Source organism: Alloscardovia theropitheci (assembly GCF_004332295.1).
Lineage (GTDB): Bacteria > Actinomycetota > Actinomycetes > Actinomycetales > Bifidobacteriaceae > Alloscardovia > Alloscardovia theropitheci.
In genome coordinates this window covers 88,936-115,072 of sequence record NZ_RXLP01000019.1, presented here as the reverse complement: position 1 = coordinate 115,072, position 26,137 = coordinate 88,936, and the positions used below count along the sequence as shown (strand labels likewise).

General features: G+C 45.5%; 22 protein-coding genes. 7 read left to right on the top strand and 15 right to left on the bottom strand.

The annotated features are described in order from the left end of the window. Nucleotides 1-13: 13 nt before the first annotated feature. The 3 genes from EJ419_RS04000 to EJ419_RS03990 all read right to left on the bottom strand — a co-directional run bounded on the left by EJ419_RS04000 (nt 14) and on the right by EJ419_RS03990 (nt 2,534). Entirely contained in the window at nt 14-694 is a 681-nt protein-coding gene (locus EJ419_RS04000) for a methionine ABC transporter permease (RefSeq protein ID WP_131283841.1), read from the bottom strand. A gap of 1 nt (nt 695) precedes the next feature. Next, complete coding sequence (locus EJ419_RS03995; protein ID WP_131283839.1) at nt 696-1,529, bottom strand: methionine ABC transporter ATP-binding protein; 834 nt, start codon at nt 1,527-1,529, stop codon at nt 696-698. 156 nt (nt 1,530-1,685) lie between these two features. Then, on the bottom strand, nt 1,686-2,534 hold the full coding sequence (locus EJ419_RS03990) for a MetQ/NlpA family ABC transporter substrate-binding protein (protein ID WP_131283837.1): 849 nt from the start codon (nt 2,532-2,534) through the stop codon (nt 1,686-1,688). Between the two features lie 627 nt (nt 2,535-3,161). Between EJ419_RS03990 and EJ419_RS03985 the strand changes: the two genes are divergently transcribed. After that, entirely contained in the window at nt 3,162-3,881 is a 720-nt protein-coding gene (locus tag EJ419_RS03985) for a Pr6Pr family membrane protein (RefSeq protein WP_131283835.1), read from the top strand. A 23-nt stretch (nt 3,882-3,904) separates the two neighbouring features. Here EJ419_RS03985 and EJ419_RS03980 read toward each other — a convergent pair whose 3' ends face one another. From EJ419_RS03980 to EJ419_RS03935, 10 genes are all read right to left on the bottom strand, one after another. After that, entirely contained in the window at nt 3,905-5,515 is a 1,611-nt protein-coding gene (locus EJ419_RS03980; RefSeq protein ID WP_131283833.1) for an ATP-binding cassette domain-containing protein, read from the bottom strand. 38 nt (nt 5,516-5,553) lie between these two features. Further along, the gene (locus tag EJ419_RS03975; protein WP_131283831.1) at nt 5,554-6,033 is read right to left on the bottom strand and encodes a hypothetical protein; all 480 of its coding nucleotides are present in this window, start codon (nt 6,031-6,033) and stop codon (nt 5,554-5,556) included. Between the two features lie 102 nt (nt 6,034-6,135). After that, entirely contained in the window at nt 6,136-6,885 is a 750-nt protein-coding gene (locus EJ419_RS03970; protein ID WP_131283829.1) for a TraX family protein, read from the bottom strand. Nucleotides 6,886-7,044: 159 nt separating this feature from the next. Then, a complete protein-coding gene (locus tag EJ419_RS03965; RefSeq protein ID WP_240680340.1) occupies nt 7,045-7,941 on the bottom strand; it encodes a sugar ABC transporter permease in 897 nt (298 codons plus the stop codon). 29 nt (nt 7,942-7,970) lie between these two features. Further along, nucleotides 7,971-9,362 carry a carbohydrate ABC transporter permease gene (locus tag EJ419_RS03960; RefSeq protein ID WP_131283825.1) on the bottom strand — a complete coding sequence of 464 codons (1,392 nt, stop codon included), beginning with the start codon at nt 9,360-9,362 and terminating at the stop codon, nt 7,971-7,973. 21 nt (nt 9,363-9,383) lie between these two features. Beyond that, nucleotides 9,384-10,622: an extracellular solute-binding protein gene (locus tag EJ419_RS03955; protein ID WP_131283823.1), complete on the bottom strand. Its 1,239-nt coding sequence runs from the start codon at nt 10,620-10,622 to the stop codon at nt 9,384-9,386. A gap of 343 nt (nt 10,623-10,965) precedes the next feature. Beyond that, a complete protein-coding gene (gene pgl / locus EJ419_RS03950) occupies nt 10,966-11,790 on the bottom strand; it encodes a 6-phosphogluconolactonase (protein WP_131283821.1) in 825 nt (274 codons plus the stop codon). A gap of 12 nt (nt 11,791-11,802) precedes the next feature. Further along, on the bottom strand, nt 11,803-12,780 hold the full coding sequence (locus tag EJ419_RS03945) for a glucose-6-phosphate dehydrogenase assembly protein OpcA (RefSeq protein WP_131283819.1): 978 nt from the start codon (nt 12,778-12,780) through the stop codon (nt 11,803-11,805). Between the two features lie 52 nt (nt 12,781-12,832). After that, on the bottom strand, nt 12,833-14,395 hold the full coding sequence (gene zwf, locus EJ419_RS03940) for a glucose-6-phosphate dehydrogenase (RefSeq protein ID WP_131283817.1): 1,563 nt from the start codon (nt 14,393-14,395) through the stop codon (nt 12,833-12,835). A 71-nt stretch (nt 14,396-14,466) separates the two neighbouring features. Then, the gene (locus tag EJ419_RS03935; RefSeq protein WP_131283815.1) at nt 14,467-15,213 is read right to left on the bottom strand and encodes a metal-dependent transcriptional regulator; all 747 of its coding nucleotides are present in this window, start codon (nt 15,211-15,213) and stop codon (nt 14,467-14,469) included. Between the two features lie 183 nt (nt 15,214-15,396). Between EJ419_RS03935 and EJ419_RS03930 the strand changes: the two genes are divergently transcribed. Both EJ419_RS03930 and EJ419_RS03925 read left to right on the top strand, forming a co-directional pair. Continuing rightward, entirely contained in the window at nt 15,397-16,155 is a 759-nt protein-coding gene (locus EJ419_RS03930; protein WP_131283813.1) for an HD domain-containing protein, read from the top strand. Nucleotides 16,156-16,318: 163 nt separating this feature from the next. Next, entirely contained in the window at nt 16,319-17,482 is a 1,164-nt protein-coding gene (locus EJ419_RS03925) for an MFS transporter (RefSeq protein ID WP_131283811.1), read from the top strand. Between the two features lie 149 nt (nt 17,483-17,631). Here the strand turns inward: EJ419_RS03925 and EJ419_RS03920 are convergent, their stop codons facing one another. Together EJ419_RS03920 and upp are read right to left on the bottom strand one after the other, a co-directional pair. Further along, a complete protein-coding gene (locus EJ419_RS03920; RefSeq protein ID WP_131283809.1) occupies nt 17,632-19,056 on the bottom strand; it encodes an L-serine ammonia-lyase in 1,425 nt (474 codons plus the stop codon). Between the two features lie 137 nt (nt 19,057-19,193). Further along, nucleotides 19,194-19,832, bottom strand: a complete 639-nt coding sequence (gene upp / locus EJ419_RS03915; protein ID WP_131284206.1) for a uracil phosphoribosyltransferase — start codon at nt 19,830-19,832, stop codon at nt 19,194-19,196. 29 nt (nt 19,833-19,861) lie between these two features. Between upp and EJ419_RS03910 the strand changes: the two genes are divergently transcribed. From EJ419_RS03910 to gtfA, 4 genes are all read left to right on the top strand, one after another. Next, the gene (locus EJ419_RS03910) at nt 19,862-20,317 is read left to right on the top strand and encodes a nucleoside deaminase (protein WP_131283807.1); all 456 of its coding nucleotides are present in this window, start codon (nt 19,862-19,864) and stop codon (nt 20,315-20,317) included. Nucleotides 20,318-20,601: 284 nt separating this feature from the next. Next, nucleotides 20,602-22,986: an alpha-galactosidase gene (locus EJ419_RS03905; RefSeq protein WP_131283805.1), complete on the top strand. Its 2,385-nt coding sequence runs from the start codon at nt 20,602-20,604 to the stop codon at nt 22,984-22,986. Nucleotides 22,987-23,124: 138 nt separating this feature from the next. Continuing rightward, nucleotides 23,125-24,288 carry a LacI family DNA-binding transcriptional regulator gene (locus EJ419_RS03900; protein WP_131283803.1) on the top strand — a complete coding sequence of 388 codons (1,164 nt, stop codon included), beginning with the start codon at nt 23,125-23,127 and terminating at the stop codon, nt 24,286-24,288. Nucleotides 24,289-24,445: 157 nt separating this feature from the next. Continuing rightward, the gene (gene gtfA, locus EJ419_RS03895) at nt 24,446-25,948 is read left to right on the top strand and encodes a sucrose phosphorylase (protein ID WP_131283801.1); all 1,503 of its coding nucleotides are present in this window, start codon (nt 24,446-24,448) and stop codon (nt 25,946-25,948) included. The last annotated feature ends 189 nt before the right edge of the window (nt 25,949-26,137 follow it).

Below are 26,137 nucleotides of genomic sequence, written 5' to 3'. Positions count from 1 at the left end.
AAAGATAATGATATTACTTTTCTTGATGGTCGATAGCTTTCGCGATTATATCCCCGAGCACTTGTGCAATTTGCACGATGATAATGCATAAGATAACAGCTGCGATCATAACGTCATACTGATAACGCTGATAGCCGTAACGAATTGCGATGTCTCCAAGTCCACCTGCAGCAACCGTTCCAGCCATTGCTGAGAATCCAAATAGGGTGATGAACGTTAAAGAGACTCCACGAACAAGAGATGGCAAACTTTCTACGAGCAGTACTTTGAAAATGATATCGATAGTACTTGAGCCGAAACTCTGGGCGGCTTCGATAAGGCTACCGTCAACTTCCGATAGAGACTGCTCAACCACACGAGCAACAAACGGGGCAGCAGTAATAACAAGGGGAACGATAGCGCCTGGAATGCCAAGTGATGTCCCGACGATAAAACGAGTAAGCGGAATGAGTGCAACCAAAAGAATAATGAATGGTACAGAACGTACGATATTGACGATCCCGCCTAAAATTGTATGGATAACAGGGTTAGGATGAATACCATTTTTTGCAGAAATGACGAGTAGCACGCCAAAAGGCAGACCGATGACATAAGCAAGAATGGTAGAAACAGTAGTCATGATGAGAGTATCGATTGTTCCATCAAAGAGCAGTTCGCCGTATTCTGCAAAAAATTCTGACAATGTAGCAAACATTTTACTGCGCCTCTCTTATCAAGCTATCCTCGATTGCCAATTTGTCCTGTCTAATCACGCTATCGTGGGAAGAAATATCCTTATGCCGATGATTCTCAATCGTTGCATTATGCACAAGAGTTTTGAGAATATCACTGTGCGGATGGCTCAGAAGTTCTTCAGTATCGCCAATTTCGACGATGCGACCATTATCAATCATTGCGATACGGTCACAAATATTTCTTGCTACAGATAATGAATGCGTAATGATAATGAGCGTTACGCCAAGCTCTTGATTAATACGATGAAGTAAATCAAGTATTGAAGCAGTTGTTGTGGAGTCGAGTGCACTCGTTGCCTCATCACATAACAGTATGGAAGGGTTATTAGCAAGAGCACGGGCGATAGCTACACGCTGCTGCTGTCCTCCAGATAACTGAGAAGGATAACGGTTTTCAAATCCTTCCAGTCCCACAAGATTGAGGAGATAGCGTGCGCGTTCAATGCGTTTGGGGGCTGCGACTCCTGCGATTTCTAAAGCAAAAGTAACATTTTTAAGTACTGTACGTTGTTGGAATAGACTAAAATTTTGGAAAATCATTCCCACTTGAGAGCGAAGAGAGGCAAGCTGACGACCTTGAACATTCGTAACATCGAAACCATTGATAAGTACGCGTCCAGATGTAGGTTGTTCGAGTAAATTAATACATCGCACGAGTGTCGATTTTCCAGCTCCGGATGAGCCCAAAATGCCAAAAACTTCACCTGACTCAATAGTCAAATTAATATCGTGAAGCACTTCATGCTCAGTCGAGCCGGTTCCATAGCTCTTGTGTAAATTTTCAAGTTGAATCATGAATGGTCAACCTCAATAAGGAAAAGAATAAAAATGAACGAGAACGGGGAGGGAGAAGGATAAAAGGGCGAGCCATAGAGAAGATATCTACTTCTCTATGGCAATGTGTGAATCTCCTCCGGCTAGCCTTAACAGTACAAAGCTAGCCTTGGAAGCTTAGAATACCGGTACTACAGCACCCTTGAAGTTGTTGTTAATGTAGTCACGAACTTCAGATGAATTCAATGCGGTGGCAAGAGCCTTGATTTTAGCGGAATTCTGATTGCCATCCTTAACTACGAGAATATTCTCATATGTTTTAGCTACGATGTCTCCTGCCTTTTCAGTTGCAAGAGTATCTTTTGTAGGGTCGAAGTTTGCCTGAATTGCGTAGTTACCGTTTAGGGCTGCAATATCAACATCTGGAACAGCTTGTGGTACTGCTGCGGCCTCAAGCTCTTTGAATTGCAAATTCTTAGGATTGGACGTAATATCCTTTGGTGTAGCGTTAATATCGGTTGGATCCTTGAGTTCGATAAGACCTGCAGATTGTAAAAGCAAAAGAGCACGAGCTTCGTTCGTGGCATCATTAGGAACTGCTACGGTAGCGCCGTCCTGTAAAGCATCCAGAGATTTCGTCTTACCAGGGTAAAGACCGAAAGGCTCGAAATGCACACCTTCTACTGAAACTAAATGTGTTCCTTTTTCCTTATTAAAGTTGTCGAGATATGGCTTGTGCTGGAAGTAATTAGCATCTACTGCACCTTCTTCAGTAGCAGTATTTGGCTGTACGTAATCTGTAAACTCTTTGACAACAAGCTTATAGCCTTCCTTTTCGAGTAATGGCTTGACTGCTTTCTCTAAGATTTGAGCATGAGGAGTCGGGCTTGCTGCCACGGTAATTGTTTTATCGTCACTTGATTGTGCTGAACTACGACCACACCCTGCAAGTGCAAGCGATACTAAAGCCGTTATCGCGAGTAGCGCGCCAGCAATTTTCTTACTTCCATATTTCTTATTCCCCATCAGTTTCTCCTTATATGTCTCTTCGTCTGATGTACTCCACGAACCGTCGTGTGTGATAATGAACACCAATATAGAACTGTTTACTCGCGAAACACGGAGGGTCATTATAGGTATTAGTTATAAGCGGTATGAATATGTGTAATGGCATAGGCAGTTTACGGGGTGCTACGGGTGGTGATATATGCGAATGCGCGGAGATTTCTATGCAGATGTACGACGATATGTGCGAATGAGCGAAAGGGTGAATGTGCAAGAGGGTGATGGGGAAAGTATGGATGTACGAGGGCACACGCAAATATGGTGTTATGCGCAAAGGGTGCGCGGTAAAGCATGAGCTTGCGACGTCACGCACGAATGCGCGGGAAAGTTGAATATACGAGGACATGTTCGAATGCGCGCGTTAAAGCCTGAATCGTGTGAAAGGGTATGTGCGCGCGACTCGGAAGATATGCAGACTCTCATATGGAATAGGCACGGTAAACGATAAGCTAGCTAATCGTATGACACGAAGCAATGAGCGGATAACGAAAAGCTAGAAAGAATGATAGCAAGAACGAGAGTAAGAGATAGTAAGAATGGTCGTCAGAAAGACAACAAGAAAAAGACAACAAGAATGAGGGGGAAGTAATGCAGCATTTCGAATTTGGGCCACGCCGCCAAGATACAGAAGTGAAGTATGCTATGTGGATAGGTGCAGTAGTCGCGTGGTTTGGTGTGATTGTGACAAATGTCGGAAACGTGCTTGATATCTACCCTCGTGAATCGGGCAAGTGGCCAGGATTATATGGGCATTCGATACACGGCTGGGCAGGAGCAGGTCAGCGCTTTATCGAAGGATTAAGCTATTTTACGATGATCTCTAACATCATGGTGGCCCTCGCTTTCACCATGCTTGCGCTTTCTTTGGTGAGAACTCGATGGCGTGTAGCGCTGGTAGATACATCGCTGGTGATGATAACGGTAACGTCCATCGTATTTCTGACTGCAATTTTGCCGTACATACAGCTTAGTGGCTTGGCTTTGCTGACGTCACCGTGGCAGCATGTGGTTGTGCCTGTGACGACGTGGGCGATTTGGGGAGCGTGGGGACCGCGAGGGTTCTATGCTGGAGATGGGCGCGCTCGCTCAATGGCACGCACTCTTATCATTCCGGCCTTATGGGCTGCGTGGATGCTTATCTATGGAGCTTTTACCCACTACTATCCATATGGATTTGTTAATGTCAACGAGCTTGGCTATGGCAGAGTTTTTATATCTTTAGCTGTGGTTGTTCTACTGGGATTGCTTCTTGAATTGCTATTGGGATGGATTGATAAGAAGCTTACTAGAAGTAGCAAAGAGCAATAAACAAAAAGCAAAAGTAATAATTGTTAAGCAGAAATCTGTTGCTCATTCAACTCACTGATATACGGGCGAACTTTCTCAGGCGTATCGATAGCGACAATTCGTAAATTATCGACGACTATGACCTGGTCGACGAAATGAAGAATTCCCGAATCGAGACGATGAGAGATATAAATATATCCTTCTAATTCTTGGGATAGAGTTCTTTCGACTTGAGTGACGGTTGCGATGTCAAGTCCTGCCGTTATTTCGTCGAGAATGCCAAATTGAGGGTTGTGGATGAAGAAACGAGCGAGAAGGATGCGCTGCTTTTCCCCGCCGGAAAGTTTTGTTAAATCATTATCAAGTTCATAGTCAATTCCACGAGCGTTGACCCACTCAAGGATATGCGCTTTCTCACATGCGCGAAGGACATCTGCATCGGATAATGAATCATCGAATAAGGTAATATTGTCGCGAATTGACGCGTGGAAGATATGACTCGATTGGGAGATGTATCCGATATGAGTAGCTTGATTAGTAAGTAAGCCATCAGAAAGAGTCGTGATGTCATACTTTCCCCGGTTCGAGATGCCCAAGAGTTCCTTGGCAAGCGTTGATTTACCTGCTCCGCTTTTACCAATCATGAGATATTTGGTATGAGGATCGATAACAATGTGTGATGAAGAAGATTCGCTAGTTGTTGAATGCTGCGTATCGTCTGAAAACGCAAAAAGAGAAGAGACTTGTCTTATGGTTTCTTGCCCGGCGTGATAGAGTGCAAATAATCCTGAGGCGTAGAATAGTGGCTCAGATATGCTCCACGACAATGATGCAAAAGCTACAATCTGCGCCAGAGAGATTTGCGAATGGAAGATTAATATGCCGCCGACTATCCAAATGCCAAAATAGAGAGTATGGCTGAGCATATTGTTTATAGATTCTATACTTTTTTGTACGCGAGCATCATGATTGGCTGCTTGTAGCCAATCATCATTCAAAGATGAAAATTGTCGATTGATGGATGCTTGTGCGTGATAACTACGCCAATCAACAAGACCATGAAGTAAGTCAGCAATAGAAACTGATAGACGGTTTGTGCTGTGGACGAGCTTTGCACGTGCACATTCCACGATCTTTTTGGAAATGATTGGCGAAAGAGCGAGCGGAACTGATAATACTATCGCTACAATCCCAAGAATTGGATTAATAAAAAGTGAAATAGTTACGGCACTTATCAGTAAGCAGCATAAATAAAAGCCGCGTAAAACGACATCAATAATATTGCTTTTTATGGAATCAATGTGAACGGTGAGGTTTGTGAGATAAGAATCAGGATTCTGTGCAGAAAATTGGGAAAGTGAGATGTCACTAAGCGTAGCAAAAAGTCTTTCACGTAGAGACCGTGTCAGCAAATTCGAATATTCTTCAGCGCGCGCTTGGCGTACATAATAAACAATCGTCCGTGCGGGAAGATAAATAATAATTACGCATGTGAGTATCCAGAAGTTTTTCCACTGAGCGTTCTGCACCGCGCTGATAATTGCTTGGAGTAGTAAAGCATCCGCGGTCATGAGGATAGCGAGGGTAATGGTAAGAAGAACGAGTATGCTGAATTTTTTCTTGTTCAACGTCCAATCAATCTGCCACTGAGTCATTGTGCATCATCCTTGATACGGTATAGAAATTATGGGGTTTAACCGTGCGTGCCGGACATCACTATCAACATAATTATGATAACAACAACGGCAAAGCAGCTAATAACAAACCATACGACAGATATAATTCCTAATACAGCACGCATCATAGTGAGAATAGCTGTGTCCGTATTTTGCGGCTGTGGTAACGAAACATGCGAATAAGTCGTAGAAGCATGCATCCATAGAATTGCGCTGATTATTGTGCAAAGAATTCCACCTATGGGGAGGATAAAAAGAGTGTACTCGCTATAAAGTAACTGATAAATTGTATCAAGTATCTTTGGTCGTGCAATCCCGGGAGCTAGTCTCGAAATAAAAATAAAGATGAGACTAGTTAAGATAGGGAAAACAAGAGGTGTTTCTAATGCAAGACCTACTAGCCAAAAGCCTGTGTAAATTTTTTGCAGTTTACGTTTGGATTGTTGGACAGGTGTGAGAGGAAAGTCCTCATCCGTAGGCGGCATAGAAGTATTCATGGCAGCTTCGCTTTCAGTCTGTTTACGTATTGTCCAGTTGCATAGTCCGTTGCATAGTCCAGTTTTTCAATTCATCCCTTGAATTGAAAAATCCTTATTTAGTTAAATTATAGTAGAGACGAGAAGGAGAAGAGGATAGAACGCGTAAAATGCCCATTGTATCCATGGGGATTTGTGAGCATCGTATCCTAAGGTGTCATTGTGATAATGGAGTACGGCGACACCGAGAGCCGGTGTAATGAAGAAGCAAGCACCAAGAATTGCGGCGGTCATCATCATAGTATTTTCGCGTTTATCGAGGAGATGGAAAATGAGGACAAGAAGGAACAGTAAAATTCCGCTCTGCATAATGCGTTGGCGCACTCCAATATGTCCGATAATCATCCACAGTAAGCCGAAGAGTGCAATTATGGTAATTACGAGCCATCGCATGCGCGAACCTTCAGCTGCGTAATAATCGATGAGAGCGAGAGCAGCAAGAGCAATAACCATAGCAAAAACAGGATTTTGCGAATTCCAATCAACCCAGTGACCGGTCGTAACTTTGTCATACGGAAGTTCGCACACAAGAGCAAGAATAAATAAACGTATGCCGTAGAGCCATCGATTGTGAGTATGCTTATATCCTTCAACCAGTAGCCACGCGTACAGAGGAATCGCAGTCCATGAAATCGCTTCAAAAAGAACTGCCGTCGTCAGATTTGTCATATCTGTGGCGGAGGAAGATTGAATGTTAATCCCTGAGTTGATAATTACGCCACTGAGAAGAGAGAACGCGAATAGTACAGTTGCGATAATTTTCAGGCGTAAATGAGATAGACCGCGTACACGATGGCTAGGTGAAGTTGACATGTCATGTCCTTTAAAAGTAAACGAATATATCACATTATAGAAGACGAATTATAAAAGCGCATGAAGCGCATAAAGTGCATAAAAGTGGGATATGCCTAATCATGATGATTCGGCATATCCCTAATTTGCGGTTAGAAGATCTCTTGGAAAAGAATCCTGTTAGCCCTTAACAGCACCTGACATAGATTCCTGATAGAAGCGCTGCATAACGATGAACAGCACAGCAATTGGAATCGAGATAATTACAGCAGCTGCTGCAAATCGCGCGAACCAATCGTTGAGATATTCGCGAGTGAGCATCTGGTACAAGCCCAATGCCACGGTGTAATTATCTTGAGTACGAGCGATTGCACGAGCCATGACGAAGTCGAGCCATGGTCCCAGGAAGGAAGTTAGAGCTTGGAATACAAGCATTGGCTTACAAATTGGGATTATGATCTTGGTAAATACTTGCCAACGTGTGCAGCCATCGAGATAAGCAGCTTCATCAAGGGAGAGAGGGATTGTATCCATGTATCCCTTCATAACGTAGAAGCCTGCACCCGCACCTGCTGAGTAGACGAGGATCAAAGCGATTGTCACTCCGATGCCCTGAGTAAGTCCTAATGACTTCAAAATGAAGTAGATAACGACAACGGACATGATGCCAGGGAACATACCAAGCACGAGAACGATGTTCATAAAGGACTTACGGAAGCGGAAGCGTAAACGGCTCATGCAGAAAGCTACGCATAGTACGAAGAAAGTACTAATAATGCATACGATAATGGAAATTACCAATGTACGCATGAACATGCTTGGGAAGTTGAGGATATGGGTATCCGTAAACAACTTGACATAATTATCGAAGGTGTATTCGGTTGGGAAGAAAGTCTCATTATAAGGACCAGTGTTCTTATTAAAGCTTTCAAGGAATACCCACACAATTGGAATAATCCAAATAATCGCAAGCACGCCAAGGAGTACATAGCTCAATACATCGCCGAGTATACGGCGAGCGCGCTGGTTGTGCCAAAATGGAATGTGGCCGCCTTCAGCGATTTCCATAGCTTGCATTGCCTCTGCAGTTGTGGTCTGATTGTTGCTCATCTGAATCCTCCTTCGTCCTTATATGAAGCACTGTTACGGTAAGTGATTAACGACACGATAGCGAGTGTGATAAAGGTGAAAATACCAATCACAGCACCGAGGTTGTAATCTCCACGATCAACAGTGAACTTATAGAGCCAGGTAATGAGCAAATCAGTCTGGCCTGCTGTGTCACCTACTGGAGTTGGGTTTCCGCCCGACAAGAGGTAGATAACGTTGAAGTTATTAACGTTTCCTGTGAAGGTTGTAATGAGATATGGCGTTAATACGAAGATGAGGTATGGCATGGTAATTTGCGTAAATGTCTGCCACCAGTTTGCGCCGTCGAGGCGTGCAGCTTCGTACTGTTCAGCCGGAAGATTTTGCAAGATACCAGTAATTTGCATAATCGTAAATGGAATACCGACCCACAAATTGACGATAATAACGGTTACGCGAGCCCATGTGGCATCAGTGAAGAATGGCAGCGGTCCGCTAATCCAACCCCATGATTCCAAGAGACGATTGACCGCTCCATCTGGCTGAAGCATCTGATTAATTACTAGCAATGATACGAACTGTGGAACTGCAATAGACAAAGAGAATACTGCACGCCAGAAGTTCTTCAGGCGAGTCGTGCGGCGGTTGATAACCATTGCAATGAACATACCGAAGAAGAAGTTCAGGAATGTAGCAAAGAATGCCCAGACCAATGTCCAGATAAGAACGCTAACGAATTGGTTCGCAGTTACAGCGCCTGTATCAGCAAAAAGCTGTCCGAAATTTTGGAAACCAACCCAGTCAAACAGAAGGACATGATCAGAATCGTAATTCGTAAATGCGATGCACATCATGATAACCGTTGGCAAAACGGTAAATGCTAGAATACCTGCTACTGGCAAAGCCATAAGAGCTACCTGAGCATTATCGTTTGTCAGCATGCGCACGTCTTGAGCAAAGTGCGGTGCGCGTCCTTCCTCCTGCTCTAGAACTTGAGCCTTGTACGCACTGCGTACGGCATAAGACCAGAAGATAATGAATATGATAGTGAGGAACACTGCGCTAATCCCAGCAACCATCAGAAGCACAGAATTATCGCCCGCATCATAATGCCAATACCCGTCAATCTTTTGACGTGTTTGTGTACGCCAACCAAGTAACATCAGCATGTTCAAAGCCGGGCCGCCAGCTAGAACCATATATACGATATATGCAATCTCAACCGCAAGGAAAATTAGACCCTTAACGATTTGTTTGCGAGCCATGTTCCCTAATCCGAGGATAAGGAATGACAGACGAGTAAAGATATCGCCTTGAGCTGCTGCCGCACGTAATGTGTAGCGAGATGGTGGAATATAATCCGCTTTACGGCGGATGCCGCGTGAACGGCGAGAAACTTTAGCTTCCATATTAAATTCTCCTCACCCTTCCTACATTAAGCTCTTGTATGTGGCCATCCAACGCTCGGTAAGATCAGCTGCATTGGAATGATTGACTTCTTTGTTGTAGATAGACTTACCGAAGTTCTCGCATGGCGACCAGAAGTTATTCATTTCTGGGATTGATGGCTGAACTACAGAAGTTTGAGCGATGGTGTCCATCTGAGCTTGAGCTACAGGATCCTTGCTGACTTCTTTATCTGTAGCGAGTTCTACATCAGATGGGATAACTGAACGCATGATGTAATGCTGTCGCTGGGAATATGTGCTCGTTAAGAATGCAGCAAATTGGTCAGCTGCGACTGGATGCTTAGTGTATGGATTCCATCCGTAGACGGTAGAACCTGCAAAAGCACGCATCTGAACTTGCTTTCCATTGAGATTAAAGCTTGGAAGTTGTGCAACTCCCCAGTCATCTCCGAGATTCTCGCGAACTGTTGCCGCATCCCAGTTTCCGGTAAAGACGACGTCCGTCTTGCCAGACTTCAAACCGGCTAGACCAGAACCATTGACATCATTAACGAAGTTCTTATTTGCACGCAAATCGACAAGATAATTGGTAACTGCAGCACCGGTTTCTCCGCCAAACTGTACGCCAGACTTCGCGTCAGTGCCGTTAGGCCCAAAGAGTGTTCCACCAGCGCCGAGGTAGAAGGATGCAAGATACCATGAATTGGTCATAGGGAAGGATACTTTGCCTTTAGCAAGCATAGCGTCGAGTGATGTGAGATCTTGCTCGGTGAACTTGCTCTTACGGTAGTACATGAACCATGTGTTACCAGCCAGTGGCATGCCATAAACATTGCCGTCAGTAGCGGTAACGCTATCCTTCATCGTTTTATTCCCGGCAGTTTGCTTATCGAGCTGAGCCATTGCATCATCGCTCAACTGACCTACTGCATCGGCTTGAACAAGTGTGCCAAGCTGATCGCTCGCGAATGTGTATACATCCGCAGCAACTGTTGGATCCTGTTTAGCGATGGTTGCTGCATCTGCTGATGCAACGACCTGATTATTCCACGTAATATTATATTCAGGATGCTTTTTCTGGAATTCCTGTTCCATTTTTTGCAACCAGGAATCACTATTTGCTTGGTCTTCCTGAGATGCCCATACTGTCAACGTCATATTTTCGGAATTTGCGTTACTTGACCCGCATGCGGCAAGGCCGGCAACGAGCATAACGCATGCCGAAATGGTTGCAGTGGCTTTTTTCCACTGAGCAATCATCGTTGATTCCTTTCTCTCCGTCTCACTCTCAATTTTAAGACTTAGGTAGGAGACTTACACGAGTTCTCTCGCTTAACGTATTTACAATACCACTTTATGCTAGCGTTTGCAATTACTAATGTATAATTTCAGGATATGGCGAAATAATTACTGAAATCAATGGATATATGTTATTGCGAACGATTGCATTGTACTAAAGTTTGTATATTTCTCTTATGAGAAGATAACAAGTTTGATGGTATATACAAAAGTCGCTTCCTCAACTTCGTACTTGTGGTGGTACGAGTATTGAGAAAGCGACTTATGCGATGTATGAATGTCGTGAACGAAATACTAATTTCCGCTATGCAGCTTCTTCAGTATCATCAATATTGCTAGCTGCAGCTTCATCAATCATCCATAATGATTCTTGAGTGCCTCGTGCATATGAGCTTGGTACATGGTGGTTATCTGCTGAGCCAAGAGCGCGAGAAACAGCATCGGCTTTTCGCTCTCCTGCAGCAAATACCCATACGGATTCGCTCTGCTGAATAAATGGAACAGTCAAGCTGACACGCAATGGTGGCATCTTCGGCGAATGAGAAACGCCAACAGCTTTAATGGAGTCATCAGAGATAAGCACTTCATCGCGGCCTGGGAAGAGCGAAGCGAAATGACCATCAGGGCCCACACCGAAAAGCGCGATATCAAGAGAACCCTCAGTGCCGATTTCGTACTCTAATTCACTTTGATAGCTGCGAGCAGCTTCAGCGAGAATATCATCATTTGTAGCATCGCTAGCATTATCGGCATCATCACGAGTGCGTGTATCAGCTGGCATTTCGTGAATATTGCTTTCTGGCAGTTTGCCATTTTTCACTAAAGTATCAAGCCATGCCTGACGAGCTTGAAGCGCATTTCGATCGGCATCATCTGCTTGAACGAATCGTTCATCGCCCCACCAGAAATGCACGCGTGAGAAATCAATTGCGTCCTGTAGCGGATTATGCGATGCGGCTTCAAGAACGGCGATGCCATCGGTGCCGCCCGTGAGCGCGATATCAACGCGATCTTGCAACTGTAGTAAATCGGAAATGCGAAGAAGCATTCGTGTAGCCACAACATTGACGAGCATCTTCTCATCAGGATAGAGAAGAACTGTACGTGGGTCATCAAACTGAGTAGTCATCGTAAAACCTCGTTACTTATTCCAATGGTTGTGGCTAATCATATCCCAACCTTCAGTAAGAACTGCATTATAGATCTCATCAGGATCCAAACGGCGCAATTCTTCAGTCATGCAATCGCCCAATGTGCGGTGAGGGACGGAAATTGTCTGCTTGTGCTGACCTGGCTTAGTGATGAATAAGTCAGAAGATGCATCACTTGGGCGCTCAATAATTGAATCGCCATCTTCACGATGGAAAACCACTCCGCGTACAGCAGATACGTTTTCATCAATTTCAATTTCAACTGGTACGTTCAATGCCCAGGCAAGCCATGCGGCGAGCAAATCTACGGACAAAGCGTGATTGCTTCCTCGTACAGTAACTGACTTAATAGCACTGTGTGGTGGCTCGTCGATAAGAGCTGCGAGCAGTCCGCGCCATACGGTCAAACGTGTCCATGACAAATCGGTTTCTTCGATAGTATGATGCTCGCGCAATGCTAAGAAAGTATCCATTGGGCTATCGGTATTCTGTGCATCGGTGATGCGGCTTCGAGCCATACGGCCTAATAGCGATGTCGATGGGGAAGCAGGTACGAGGTTGCTCCACCATGCGACTACAGGCGCATCAGGCACAAGCAGAGGAATAACCAACGTATCCAAATGCCTCAACAACCCCTCGGAAGGTCGCAAGACGATGACTTCGCCAGCCCCGCCGTCGGAGCCAAGGCGGATTTCGGCGTCAAGTGGAGCCACAGTTCCGACCGCTACAGAAGGCAGAGTCTCCATATCTGGAGCTTCGGCTCGATCAGTGACTATTGCGATAATGCGGCTTGGGTGTTCCTGGCTGGCGTAGATGGCGTTGGCGAGCACCTCTTCGAGTTCTTTTTCAGTTGTCTTGACAAGTAACGTCAAGACACGCCCTTGCGATGCTTCGCCACGTTCGGTGTGCGCCTTGGCGAGCTCAGATGAGATCTGTGATGTCGTACTCGATGGGAGAGTTTTAATCATGATATGTTCTTTCTTAAAGACAGTGACGTGTATTCAGTGATTAATTCTTGCGTTATGGCAATCGCCAGACTCGACCATCACGAGCCAGCATATCGTCAGCTTCTTGAGGACCCCAGGTGCCAGATCGGTATGGCTGAGGTTGAGGCTGAGTTGCCCAGAACTTCTCAATTGGATCCAAAATCTTCCAGCTAAGCTCCACTTCACGAGTTGTCGGGAACAGAGGCGGTTCGCCGAGTAGCACGTCTAAGATAAGGCGTTCGTATGCTTCTGGAGATTGTTCTGTAAAAGCATTTCCGTAGTTGAAGTCCATGTTTACGTCGCGTACTTCCATTGCAGTTCCTGGCACCTTAGAACCGAAACGCATGGTGATTCCCTCATCTGGCTGTACGCGAATAACGATAGCGTTATTTCCTAGCTCCGAAGTAGCAGTGTCTTCGAATGGCAGATGTGGTGCATGCTTGAATACGACTGCAATCTCAGTAACGCGCTTTCCTAAACGCTTTCCAGAGCGTAGGTAGAATGGAACGCCTGCCCAGCGACGTGTATCGATATCAAGACGAACAGCCGCATACGTTTCAGTCTTATCGTCCTTTTCGATGCCCTGCTCATCAAGGAAGCCATTAACTTTCTCGGCTCCTTGCCATCCTTCTGCATACTGGCCGCGAGCAGTGTGTGCTCCCAAATCCTCAGGCAAACGTACCGCGGAGAGAACCTTAATCTTTTCTGCAACCAAGTCTTTTGCTGAGAAGCTTACTGGTTCTTCCATAGCAGTGAGAGCCATTAGTTGGAGTAAGTGGTTTTGGATGACATCGCGAGCGATTCCGATGCCTGAGAAATAACCAGCACGTGTACCAATGCCGATGTCTTCCGCCATGGTAATTTGTACGTGATCGACGTAATTCGAATTCCATACTGGCTCGAACATCATATTTGCAAAGCGCAAAGCGAGCAGGTTCTGTACTGTTTCCTTGCCAAGATAGTGGTCGATACGGAAGACAGATTCTGGATCAAATACTTCGGACACAACGCGATCGAGTTCTTGAGCGCTTTCTAAATCATGTCCAAACGGTTTTTCAATAATGACTCGACGCCATGCGCCTTCTGTTGATTTAGCTAAACCAGAATCAGCGAGCTGGCGCGAAACCGTAGGGAAGTCGCGTGGAGGAATGGACATGTAGAAAGCATGATTTCCTTGCGTCCCGCGAACTTCGTCGAGTTCAGAAACTGTATCGGATAAACGCTTGAACGAGTCGGCGTCATCGAAGGTACCTTGAACGAAACGAATTCCTCCCTTGAGGTATTCCCACGTTGACTCGTTGAATGGGGTACGAGCATGATCGATAATATTTTGCTTAATGAATTCAGCAAACTCTTCGTTGCTCCACCCACGTCGTCCAAAGCCGACAAGACCGAAGCCTGCAGGAAGAAGGCCACGATTGGCTAAGTCATATACAGCAGGAATAAGTTTTTTCTTGCTCAAATCACCGGTAACGCCAAAAATTACCAGCGAGCACGGGCCGGCGATACGAGGAAGTCGTAAATCGCGTGGGTCGCGTAATGGGTTTGTCCATTTTTCGTCTGAAGAAGACGTTGAAGTAGCGGAAAGATTGGTCATAGAAATCTCCTCATAATTGATCTATATCTATTCTAGACTGAGAGGTAGCGTAAAAATCTAAGTAGTTCAAACTACGCGATGCGTGAAACTCGTACATAGTCCGCGTGTGATTTCTCCATAGAAAAAGTATCCCCGCTATCGGTCAAGATAGTAATATTTTTCTCCTGAGTCGATTGAACGGTGATAACGCTGTCAACAAAAACAAGGTGTTTCTGCAAGGTTTGTAGTAAATCAACGTCATCATCATTAACGCGGCTGATGCTCACAGGGATACCTATCGGGACGAGATTAAGATTGACAGTATCAAAATTGGGGATAATGCCTGAGCGATCTGGAATGGGGTCGCCATGAGGATCTCTATCGGGGAATCCGAGTCTCTCTTCCATTCGTTCTATCATCATGTCGCTGGCAGCATGCTCTAATGACTCTGCTTCCTCATGTACCTGATCCCATGTGTAGCCCAATGCGCGCACAAGATACGTCTCGATAATTCGATGACGGCGAAGCATGCGGATGGCAAGAGCTTCGCCTTTTTCAGTCAGTTGAATTCCCCCATAAGGGGCGTGCATAACGAATCCCTGCTCATTCATGCGGGCAAGAGCGCCTGAAACTGTTGAAGCTCGCATACCGGTTTCTCGAGCGAGAGCCGTTGGTGAGATAACGAATTGCTCTGAACGTGGGCGATACGAATTTACCTCATCGGTAGAGCTAGAACCCTCGTTGCTAGTGCTTTGCGATCCAGAATTCTCGCTCGTGTGCCATTCGTGAAGTTTCCAGATGGCTTTGACGTAATCTTCTGTGCTTGCTGATGCTGTCATAATAATTTATTTTACAAGTTTATTCACAAGGCGTAGCGCGAAATAAAAGTATTATTATGGTTTCACTGCTTAAGCTATGCGTCGTTAAAGAAGTGAAACAAAAAACGATAAAAATAAGCCATTGTGTAATTAATGCCATTGTGTAATTAATAATTGAGTAGCATACTTATTACAATAAAACGTATGATGTGGGATGGTTGGGAATTAACAGATAACACGCGCAGACTGCGTGAGCTTCATGTAAAGCTTGCGACGGAAACGGGCAATCCTGAACAGGCTTTTAATCTTATTGCTACGCATTGCGAAATCGTAGCGCGTATAGCTTTAAAGATTGCAGTAGCAACCGCTCGTATGAATGCAGTGGACAGTTCATCCACAGTCGATTTGGCAGACCTCATACCAATTGCACCCCCATCCCGTAACGTCAACGATATAAACGCCCCAAGTGATAGCGATAGCAATAGAAATCTTCTTATCGAGGGTGCTCTTGCTCATGACATTGGGACGTATAGTGTCCTCGACCCCGCGAATCTTTCGAGAGAGAAAGAACCAATTTTTTGCAAAAAGGACTATATCCAGCATGGTCTGCGTGGATACGATATCTTAATCGACAATGGCTTTAAAACGGATATTGCGTATTTTGCTCGTAACCATACAGGAGTGGGGATTACTCGTGATGATTGTATCAAGCAAAATCTCAATCTTCCCGTTGACGATTATGTAGCGCAAACAGTTTTGCAAGAAATTGTGATGCTTGCGGATAAATTCCATACCAAGTCGCTCCCTGCGAAGTTTGTCAGCGCCTCTACAGCCGCACGTCGTTGCGAAAAATTCGGTGCTGAAAATCGAGCCCGTTGGGATAAACTAGAATCTCGTTTTGTTTTGCCTTCACATGATGTTTTGGAAGAACTTGCTCAAGAATACGAAATGAGCGTTATCTAGCATTGTGAAACTGTGAAATTGTGAAGTTGTGCGCGACTCATACGGATAGGCCATGATAACTACGATTGAATACCGTGTAGATAGTGCGGACGGTAAGTTTGCGCGATAAACAAACTAGTCAGAATTGAAGAAAAGACGAGAGTAGAAAAGATAAGAGAAATATATGAAGAGAAGCATTCTCGCGCTCGCATCGGGCGCATTTGCACTTGGCGCATCAGAATTCGTCATGATGGGAGTACTCCCAAATTCGGCTGCTGATACGAATGTAAGTATCCCTACAGCTGGCCACTATGTATCAGCGTATGCGATTGGAGTGTGCTTCGGAGCGCTTATCCTCATCTTTGGTAGGAAAATTAAACCACGTAACCTTATTATCGCGTTTATGATAATCACCATTATTGGTAATTTCCTTGCTGCTATTTCGCCAAACTTTGCCATGCTTCTTACAGCTCGATTTATTTCTGGGCTACCGCATGGGGCTTTCTTCGGTACTGCGACGATTATGGCGAAAGCTCTGGCTGATGAGGGTCAAGAGGGAACCGCTGTATCTCAAATGGTCGTGGGGCAAACAGTCGCGAACATGGTAGGTGTGCCATTTGGCACGTGGCTTGGCAGCGCATTGACTTGGCGATTTGCTTTTGTCTTTTTGAGTTTGTGGGCAGCGATGACTATCGTTCTTGTACTCGCATTCGTTCCGCAAATTGATGCGATTAAAGATGCAGGAATGGCAGGTCAATTTACTTTCTTGAAAAATCCTAAGCCATGGTTTGTTATTTTTGCTGTCTTTTTGGGCAATTCGGGAATTTTCTGCTGGTGGAGTTATGTGTCTCCATGGTTGCAAAAAGTTGGCGGATGGAGCGAAAAAGCTGTTCCAATTTTGATGGTACTTGCTGGGCTTGGCATGGTTATCGGTGGTCTCGTGGGCGGACGATTTACGGACAAGTACGTGCCGGGCGCTGTAGCAGGCTTTGGACAGCTCATCTCGGTAATCGCGATGATTGCTATCTTCCTTGATCCTGGTTCACGTCCGACGTCGGCGATGCTCACGTTTATCTGCGCTGTCGGAATGTTCTTTATCTCGTCTCCGCAGCAGCTTCTCATGGTTCAGCTTGGGGAAGGCGGTGGAGAAATGCTGGCAGGAGCTCTCGTACAAATCGCGTTCAACGCGGGTAATTCTGTCGGCTCAATAGTGGGTGGCGCCGTTCTCGATGGAACTGGGATGAATTATCATTTATCGTCGCTTGCAGGTGTGCCTTTCACGCTCGTAGCGGCTGCTTTACTCTTTGCGTTCTATGCATTGTATGAGAGGAAGCATATCAAGCGTTAAAGAGATCTCAATTTCCACGAGAATGCGGATATATACACATTCTCGTAGAGTCTAGTTTGTATGAAAAGCAACATTAACAATTGTGCATTTAAACGATCTTCGCTGTTGCTTGCTCGAACAAGTACAGATAATTTTCGTTGCCTAAACAGCTAACACTCCACAACGTTGACAGCTAGACCCCCTTGGGACGTTTCTTTATATTTGCTCATCATATCGTTGCCTGTTTCTTTCATTGTGCGAATTGCACTATCGAGAGAAACGATGTGTGAACCGTCTGAGAGCATTGCCATGCGCGCTGCATTGATAGCTGTATTTGAAGCTAGAGCGTTGCGTTCAATACATGGTATCTGCACAAGACCGCCAATAGGATCGCACGTCAGACCTAAATGATGTTCAATGCCAATTTCGGCAGCATTTTCGACCTGTGCAGGCGTCCCGCCTAGAACTTCACATAAACCAGCTGATGCCATGGAACTTGCTGAACCAACTTCGCCTTGGCAACCAACTTCAGCGCCAGAAATCGAACCGTTTCGTTTGAAGAGATAACCGATAGCGCTGGCTGCAAGAAGGAATTTCATAACGCCTTCTTCATCTGCGCCATCAATGAACCACCAGTAGTAATTGAGAACGGCTGGGACGATTCCTGCAGCGCCATTTGTAGGTGCGGTTACTATACGGCCGCCTCCGGCATTCTCTTCATTGACAGCTAGTGCGAATAAATCAACCCACGAACTCTTATCATGGAATGGGTTTGTAAGAGGTCGCTTGCTATCGGCATTCTTGGCAAAGATATCAAAATCGGAACGTGCGAATTCACTATAAAGCTTTGGTGCACGACGTCGAACGTTAAGACCACCAGGAAGAATCATCTCGGTAGATGTGCAACCGGCAAAAATGCAACGTCGCATGGTATGCCAAATTTGAAGCAGATATGTACGAAGTTCTTCTTCGGAATGCATCGCTGTTTCATTTGCCCACATGAGTTCAGAAACGCTTAAATTATTAGCCTCGCACATAGCGACAAGCTCTTTGCCGGTGGTAAAAGGATAAGGGATATCACTGCTCTCGCTAGGATCAGAAGGAGTTGGCGCTTCTATAAAATCAATCTCATCCTCGTGGACGACAAAACCTCCTCCTACAGAGTATGAAGTATCGCTAGCAAGTTCATCATCATTGGCATCAAATGCCCAAAAACGCATACCGTTAGGGTGATAGTCTAACGTTTCCCAACGTTCAAATTCGATATCTTCTCGCGCAAAGAAAATTTCTTTCTCACCCGCCAGCATCATATTTCCGGCACGAGCGCAATCATCCAGGGCATGTAAAACGAATGAGGGGTCAACAGTTTCTGGTTCGTATCCTAATAATCCAGCTGCAACAGCGCGGTCTGTGCCATGCCCCAAACCTGTTTGGGATAAAGACCCATAGAGTGTGACATGTATGCGTGCCACCTTATCGAGTACATTGAGGTCACGAAGTTGTGAAATAAAGTCGTGGGCAGCGCGCATAGGTCCGACCGTGTGAGATGAAGATGGCCCGATGCCGATGGAGAACATATCAAAAACGCTAAGCATAACAACCTCGTGAATCTAAGCGTGCTATAGAAAGATATACCGGTACAAAATAAAGCAAGAGAAAGGTCAGTGTGCGAACGAATCATTCCGTAGCGCATACTGACCTAGAGCTATTAAATTATGCAATTATTGAACGATTAGTCAACAAGGCCGTACAAACGGTCACCTGCATCGCCCAAACCAGGAACGATATATGCCTTTTCGTTAAGTTTTTCGTCCTGAGCGCATACTACGAGCTTGAAGTCAATAGAAGGATCTACTTCCTTCTCAAGACGCTCAAGTCCTTCTGGAGCTGCAAGGATACAAATAGCGGTAACATCCTTAGCACCCAATTCCTTGAGGTACTCAATCGCAGCTACAAGAGTGCCACCAGTGGCAAGCATTGGATCAATAACGAATACCTGACGACCAGTCAAATCATCTGGAAGACGATTTGCGTAAGTGACGATGTCAAGCGTGTTCTCATCGCGCTTCATGCCGAGGAATCCAACTTCTGCTGTTGGGATAAGGCGGGTCATGCCGTCGAGCATGCCAAGACCTGCGCGCAAAATTGGTACAACCATTGGACGTGGCTTTGAAAGCTTCTTACCAACCATTGGGGCGATAGGAGTTTCAATAGGAGCATCCTCCACAGCGATATCGCGCGTAGCCTCGTATGCTTCAAGCATGACGAGCTCAGAAACGAGTTCGCGGAAAGTGTTTGAAGGTGTGTTCTTGTCACGCAAAACGGTGAGCTTGTGATCAACCAATGGGTGATCCAAAACAGTCAAATGCATAGTCATACTTTCAGCATAGTCTTAAGGGTATGAACTCGCCATTAGATGATGCTATGGGCGTGGCATTGAAAGCCGCACATGAGGCTGCCCTCGATGGCGACATTCCAGTGGGGGCGCTCATTCTTGATGAGAATGGTGCTCTCGTTTGTGTCGCAAGAAATCGCAGAGAGGAAAAGGCAGATCCTTTTTCGCATGCGGAAATTGAAGCCATGCGTGAAGCTGCACAGGCTCGCGGGCAGTGGAATTTTGAGAAATGTACTCTCGTTGTAACGCTTGAGCCATGCCCGATGTGCGCAGGCGCACTAGTAAGTGCGCATATGGGGCGCGTTGTTTTCGGGGCGTGGGATGAGAAGATGGGGGCGCTTGGATCTGTATGGGATATTGCGAGAGATCCTCACGTGGGTTTCCATCCTGAAGTGTTCGGTGGTGTTCGAGCTGAGGAATGTGCTGAGATTCTGAGTAGATTTTTTGCTAAGAAGCGTTAGAACAAGCAGAATCGGCAGTTTAATCGAGAGCGTGCTGGATATAAGAACATTCGTTCTATACCGCATCTGTAAAGTTTTTGCACATTAACGCACATTTTCACACATTTTTGCGAACATATGGGCGTTTTATAAAACGCGTTCGATATACTTTTCATAGGATAAATAAAAACGAAAAAGATTGATGTTTTGCATATACGAAGGCGTGCAGGACATCAAAGCAATCACACAAAACAGCCAAACAAAGATCTCAAAGAGAAAGCAACTACGGGAGATAAGGACCAAAGATGGTAGTTTCTACTTGCGAGCCTACTCGTGCTAGTGATGTGCAAGCACATGTCTATGCGTATAACGGTGAAGTACGTGACGGTAAAACACATGAAGTATACACATTGGAAAACGGTGGTATAGCAGTCACGCTATCTGTAGTAGATAATGAACTTCCTCGTATTGTCTACTGGGGGCGTGCATATGAAAATCTTAGTGTTGATGGTAATGCGGGTGTTAGCCACGCATATGAGGCGCTAAAGCCACAACGTGTCTCTGGTGGTCTTGATGATACTAATTTCCCAACAATTCTTCCTGTTCAAGCAGAAGGCTGGACGGGCGCTCCACGTTTTGTAGTTACACGTGACGGGCGAGAAATTTTCTGCCACTTCTCGGTTACAAGTGTGGAAGCAAATGAAGAAGGTCGCGTTGTAGAAAAGTTTTCGGATCTTGCCCGTTCGTTATCAGGAATGAGCGACGAGGAACTTGAACAAGCACAGGAAGAAAGTACGACATATCCAACGTATGTGTCAGCTGTTCCACAGGTGACAGTTGAAGCAGAAGATGCAGTTCAAGGCGTACGTTTGGTATGGACCATGCAAATTTTGGATGATGGTCTAGTTCGTCAACGTGCAACTGTGTCTAATACTGAATCTGCTCCAGAAAATTCCGTATTAGCTGTCAATACTCTTGAGCTTTCATATCCAGTTCCAGCAAATGCTCGAGAAATTTTGACGACTGCTGGTCATCATTTACGTGAACGCCATCCACAACGTCAAGATGTAACCATTGGGCGTTTTGAACGCGTGGTAGAAATTGGACGACCAGATTTTGATGCAACGCTTCTTCTGAACGTCGGTACTCGTGGATTTGATTTTGAGCAAGGTGAGGTTTTCTCGACACATGTAGGCTGGTCTGGAAACTCGATTACCTCGGTAGAACAAACTGTGTATACACTTCCTCTTATTGGTGGCGGTGAGCATCTCTACGCAGGTGAAGTGCAGCTTACTGCAGGAACGGATGAAGAATATGCATCTCCGTGGGTTTATGGCTCTTATGGAGTAGGGCTTAATGAAGTGGCGCAGCGTTTCCATGCATTTGTTCGTCAGATGCATCCAAACTTTGCTACTAAGCCTCGTCCGGTCATTTTGAATACATGGGAAGCGGTCTACTTTGAGCACAATATCGAAACGCTTAAGCAGCTTGCTGATAATGCAGCTCGTTGCGGTGTAGAACGTTTCGTAGTGGATGACGGATGGTTTGGAAGTCGTCGTGATGATACATCAGGACTTGGCGACTGGTACATCTCTCAAGATGTATGGCCGGACGGTTCACGTAGTTTGAAGGCTTTGGCAGAATATGTTCATGGTCTGGGTATGGAATTCGGTTTGTGGTTCGAACCAGAAATGGCGAATATCGTATCCGAACTGAATGAAAAGCATCCAGAATGGATTCTTGCGCCATCAGCAGAGCGTTTGCCTATGCAAGGGCGGTCACAGCAAGTAGTTGATTTATCAAATCCAGATGCGCTGGCGTACATTTTCAATTCGATGGATGCACTTGTTGGCGAAATCGGCATTGATTACATCAAGTGGGATCACAACAAGCTTGTAACTGAGCCAGGCTCAGCTGTTCATGGTTATGCGGCAACGCAACGAAAGCAAGTTGAAGCGGTCTATGCTATTTTTGATGCGCTAAAGATAAAGCATAATGGTCTTGAAATTGAGTCCTGCTCTTCTGGCGGTGGACGCATTGACCTTGGCATACTTGAACGCGCAGATCGTGTATGGACATCAGATTGTGTCGACCCTGTAGAGCGTGCTGATATTCAGCGCTACACGTCCTTGCTCGTGCCAGAAATTATGATGGGCGAGCATGTGGGAGCTTCTCCGGCGCATTCCACACTTCGCGCGACATCGCTATCCATGCGCGCTGCGACTGCGCTCTTTGGACATTTGGGTATTGAGTGGAACCTCAACATCCAGCCGCAAGAAGAGCTAGACGCGCTTTCTCATTGGGTGGATTTGTATAAGAAATCTCGTCCATGGGCGGGAAGTGGGCTTACTGTTCATGGCGATGTGACAGATGAGTCCGTGCGTTTGGATGGAGTAATTTCTGCAGATCGCACACGCGCGTTGTACCGATTTGCGCAGGTTCGCACCTCTGTTCATTATCCAACTCTTCCGGTCCGGTTACCAGGAGTTTCCTCGGATACTATGTATCGCGTTCGCCCGGTAGAAGTTCAGAAAGAACTCACGCACGAAGAAACCAATGGTCAGTCTGAGCTGTTGTGGTGGAACAATGAGGGGATTGTTATTTCAGGTGCTGCGCTTGTGAACTTCGGTTTGCGCATGCCTCAACTGAATCCTCAGCAGGCAGTTGTCTTCTCAGTAGAAGCGCTGTAAATAAGTTCGAGCTGAATATAGATTCATAAAACAAAACGCTCGGTGTGAAGAATGAGAGATAATTCGCACCGAGCGCTCGCTATCGTAAAAAGTCAATGATAGTGCACGGTAGCTTAAAGATAGTAAAGAAGACAGAAAATGGTAGGAATTAGAGACGTTGCAAAAAAGGCAGGGGTATCAACGAGTACGGTCTCGCTCGTTATTAATAACAGCGGATATGTGTCGCAAAAAATGCGTGAACGCGTATCTGCGGCGATGGCTGAGCTTAACTATATTCCGAATGATTTAGCAAAGAATTTATACAAGGGGCGTACTGATACCGTGGGAGTTATCATGCCTACGATTCAGCATCCGTTCTTTGCATCTTTAGTCGCTCGAATTCAGCATTATCTTGATGTGCAAGGTATGCGCGCACTGCTGTGTTCGACAGCTGATCAGCAGGCAACAGAAACGCAATATGTCGATATGCTTCAGCGACACACGCTTGATGCGCTTATTATGGGGTCTCACTCACAGCTCAGCCAGGAGTATTGGGAAACGATTAATCGTCCTGTCGTAGCATTCGACCGGTATTTGTGTGATTCAATTCCGACAGTTGGTGCTGATCATATCGCTGGTGGACGTATGGTTGCTCAAGAACTTATTGCCTCGGGCGCTCAGCATGTGGTAAATATTGGTGGTCCTCGTACACGATTTCATGATAGAGATCGTGGTGTGGAGCTGCTAAATGCGCGTGAAATGAGTTCGAGACCAGATAGTTCCTTCCCGACGGTTCGTTATCAATTAGTGTTGGAAGATGAGCTTAATGCCTCTGGAATTACGACCGAATATGTGTCTGTGGAAGACCTGTCAGATTTGTCTTTGTTCCTAAAAGCGGCCGAGCATGCTTTAGATGATTTTGAAGATGTTGATGCTATTGTGGCTCCTGATCTGGCTGCTGCAGCTGTTGTTCAAGAAGCTCAGTCGCGTGGAATTAGTATTCCTGATGATTTGCAGGTAATTGCTTATGATGGTACGTACGTCAACCTTTTTGCAGGAAAGCAAATATCGTCCATTACGCAAAATGTTGATGAAACCGCTAGACGCCTTGTCGTGCATGCTATGCAAGAAATCGAAAGATATGCGCGTGCTGAGCAAGCCGGTGAGCAAGTTTCCTCAGGCAAGGCTGAATCGATGATTTCTAGTGAGCATAAGCGTTATGTTTCCGTGCAAGACAGTGTTGAAGGCGTGCCATATCGATTTGATGCGGTAAAGGTGCAGTATATTGCTCGCGAAACGACGCGAAAAGGTAACGGATATTAGGAAAATATTGGCGATAACAGTGCCCTTAGCGTTGCTTGCGATATCACTCGGGATGAAGCGGACTTTATAAGAGTGTTGAATTTATCAAACGGGTTCGATATAATGGAAGAGTTACGAATTAGATATCAGCCTGATAGGTATCAGTCATGGAGGCCTGATGAAGAATAAAGTACAGTTGATTACTTATGCAGACCGTCTAGGTGACGGCACTTTGCAGTCTATGACAAAGACTTTGCGTGAATATTTTGATGGAGTGTATGAAGGTGTTCATATACTTCCATTCTTCACTCCGTTTGATGGAGCAGATGCTGGTTTTGATCCGGTAGATCATACTAAGGTTGATCCTCGTTTGGGCACATGGGATGACGTTGCTGAGCTCTCTACAACTCACGACATTATGGTAGATACCATTGTTAATCACATGTCCTGGGAATCTGAGCAGTTCCAGGATGTTATGGCTAAGGGTGAAGACTCTGAGTATTACCCAATGTTCCTTACGATGTCTTCTATCTTCCCTGATGGTGTTACTGAAGAGGACTTGACTGCTATTTACCGTCCACGTCCAGGTCTGCCATTTACCCATTACAACTGGGGTGGAAAGACTCGTCTCGTATGGACTACATTTACCCCGCAGCAGGTAGATATTGATACAGACTCTGAAATGGGGTGGAACTATCTGCTTACTATTTTGGACCAGCTTGCTAAGTCTCACGTATCCCAGATTCGTTTGGATGCTGTAGGTTATGGAGCCAAGGAAAAGAATTCTTCATGCTTCATGACCCCAAAGACATTTAAGCTTATCGAACGTATCAAGGCTGAAGGCGAAAAGCGTGGTCTGGAAACTCTTATCGAGGTTCATTCTTACTACAAGAAGCAGGTCGAAATTGCTTCTAAGGTAGACCGCGTATATGACTTCGCTATCCCAGGGTTGCTTTTGCATGCTCTTGAATTTGGAAAGACTGATTCATTGGCAAAATGGATTGATGTACGTCCAAATAATGCAGTGAACGTTCTTGATACTCACGATGGAATTGGTGTCATCGATATTGGTTCCGATCAGATGGATCGCTCTTTGATTGGTCTTGTACCAGATGAAGAAGTTGATGCTCTTGTAGAGTCTATTCATCGTAATTCTCATGGCGAATCTCAGGAAGCAACAGGTGCTGCAGCATCGAATCTTGATTTGTATCAAGTAAACTGCACATACTTTGCAGCTTTGGGCTCTGATGATCAGAAGTATATTGCAGCACGTGCAGTACAGTTCTTCATGCCAGGTGTGCCACAGGTATACTATGTCGGCGCTCTTGCTGGTGCCAACGATATGGAGCTTCTCAAGCGTACAAATGTAGGTCGCGATATTAATCGTCATTACTATAGCGCTGCAGAAGTTGCTCAGGAAGTTGAACGTCCTGTCGTGAAGGCGCTCAATGCTCTTGGTCGTTTCCGCAATACCTTGTCTGCATTCGATGGTGAGTTTAGTTATCACGACGCTGATGGTGTTCTGACCATGACATGGGATGATGGCGAAACAAATGCAACATTGACATTTGCACCACAAGCTGGTGTGACAGGCGTTCCCGTTGCGAAGCTCGCATGGAAAGATGCAGCAGGTGAGCATGAAACTAATGATTTGATTGCAAATCCACCGACAGTTGCATAATCCGGGTGCATAACACATTCGTTTAGTGAAAATCGGGTGATAAGGGGAGCTAGCCTAAAAATGGCTAGCTCCCCTGTATATTTTGGTTCATAGCGTTGGCTGAGACCTGGAAGCTTCTGCATAATGCGGTTAAAAACTTTAGAGTTGCAGTAATATAAAGCTTTATGAGAGTGCGGATTCGTGAAGAGT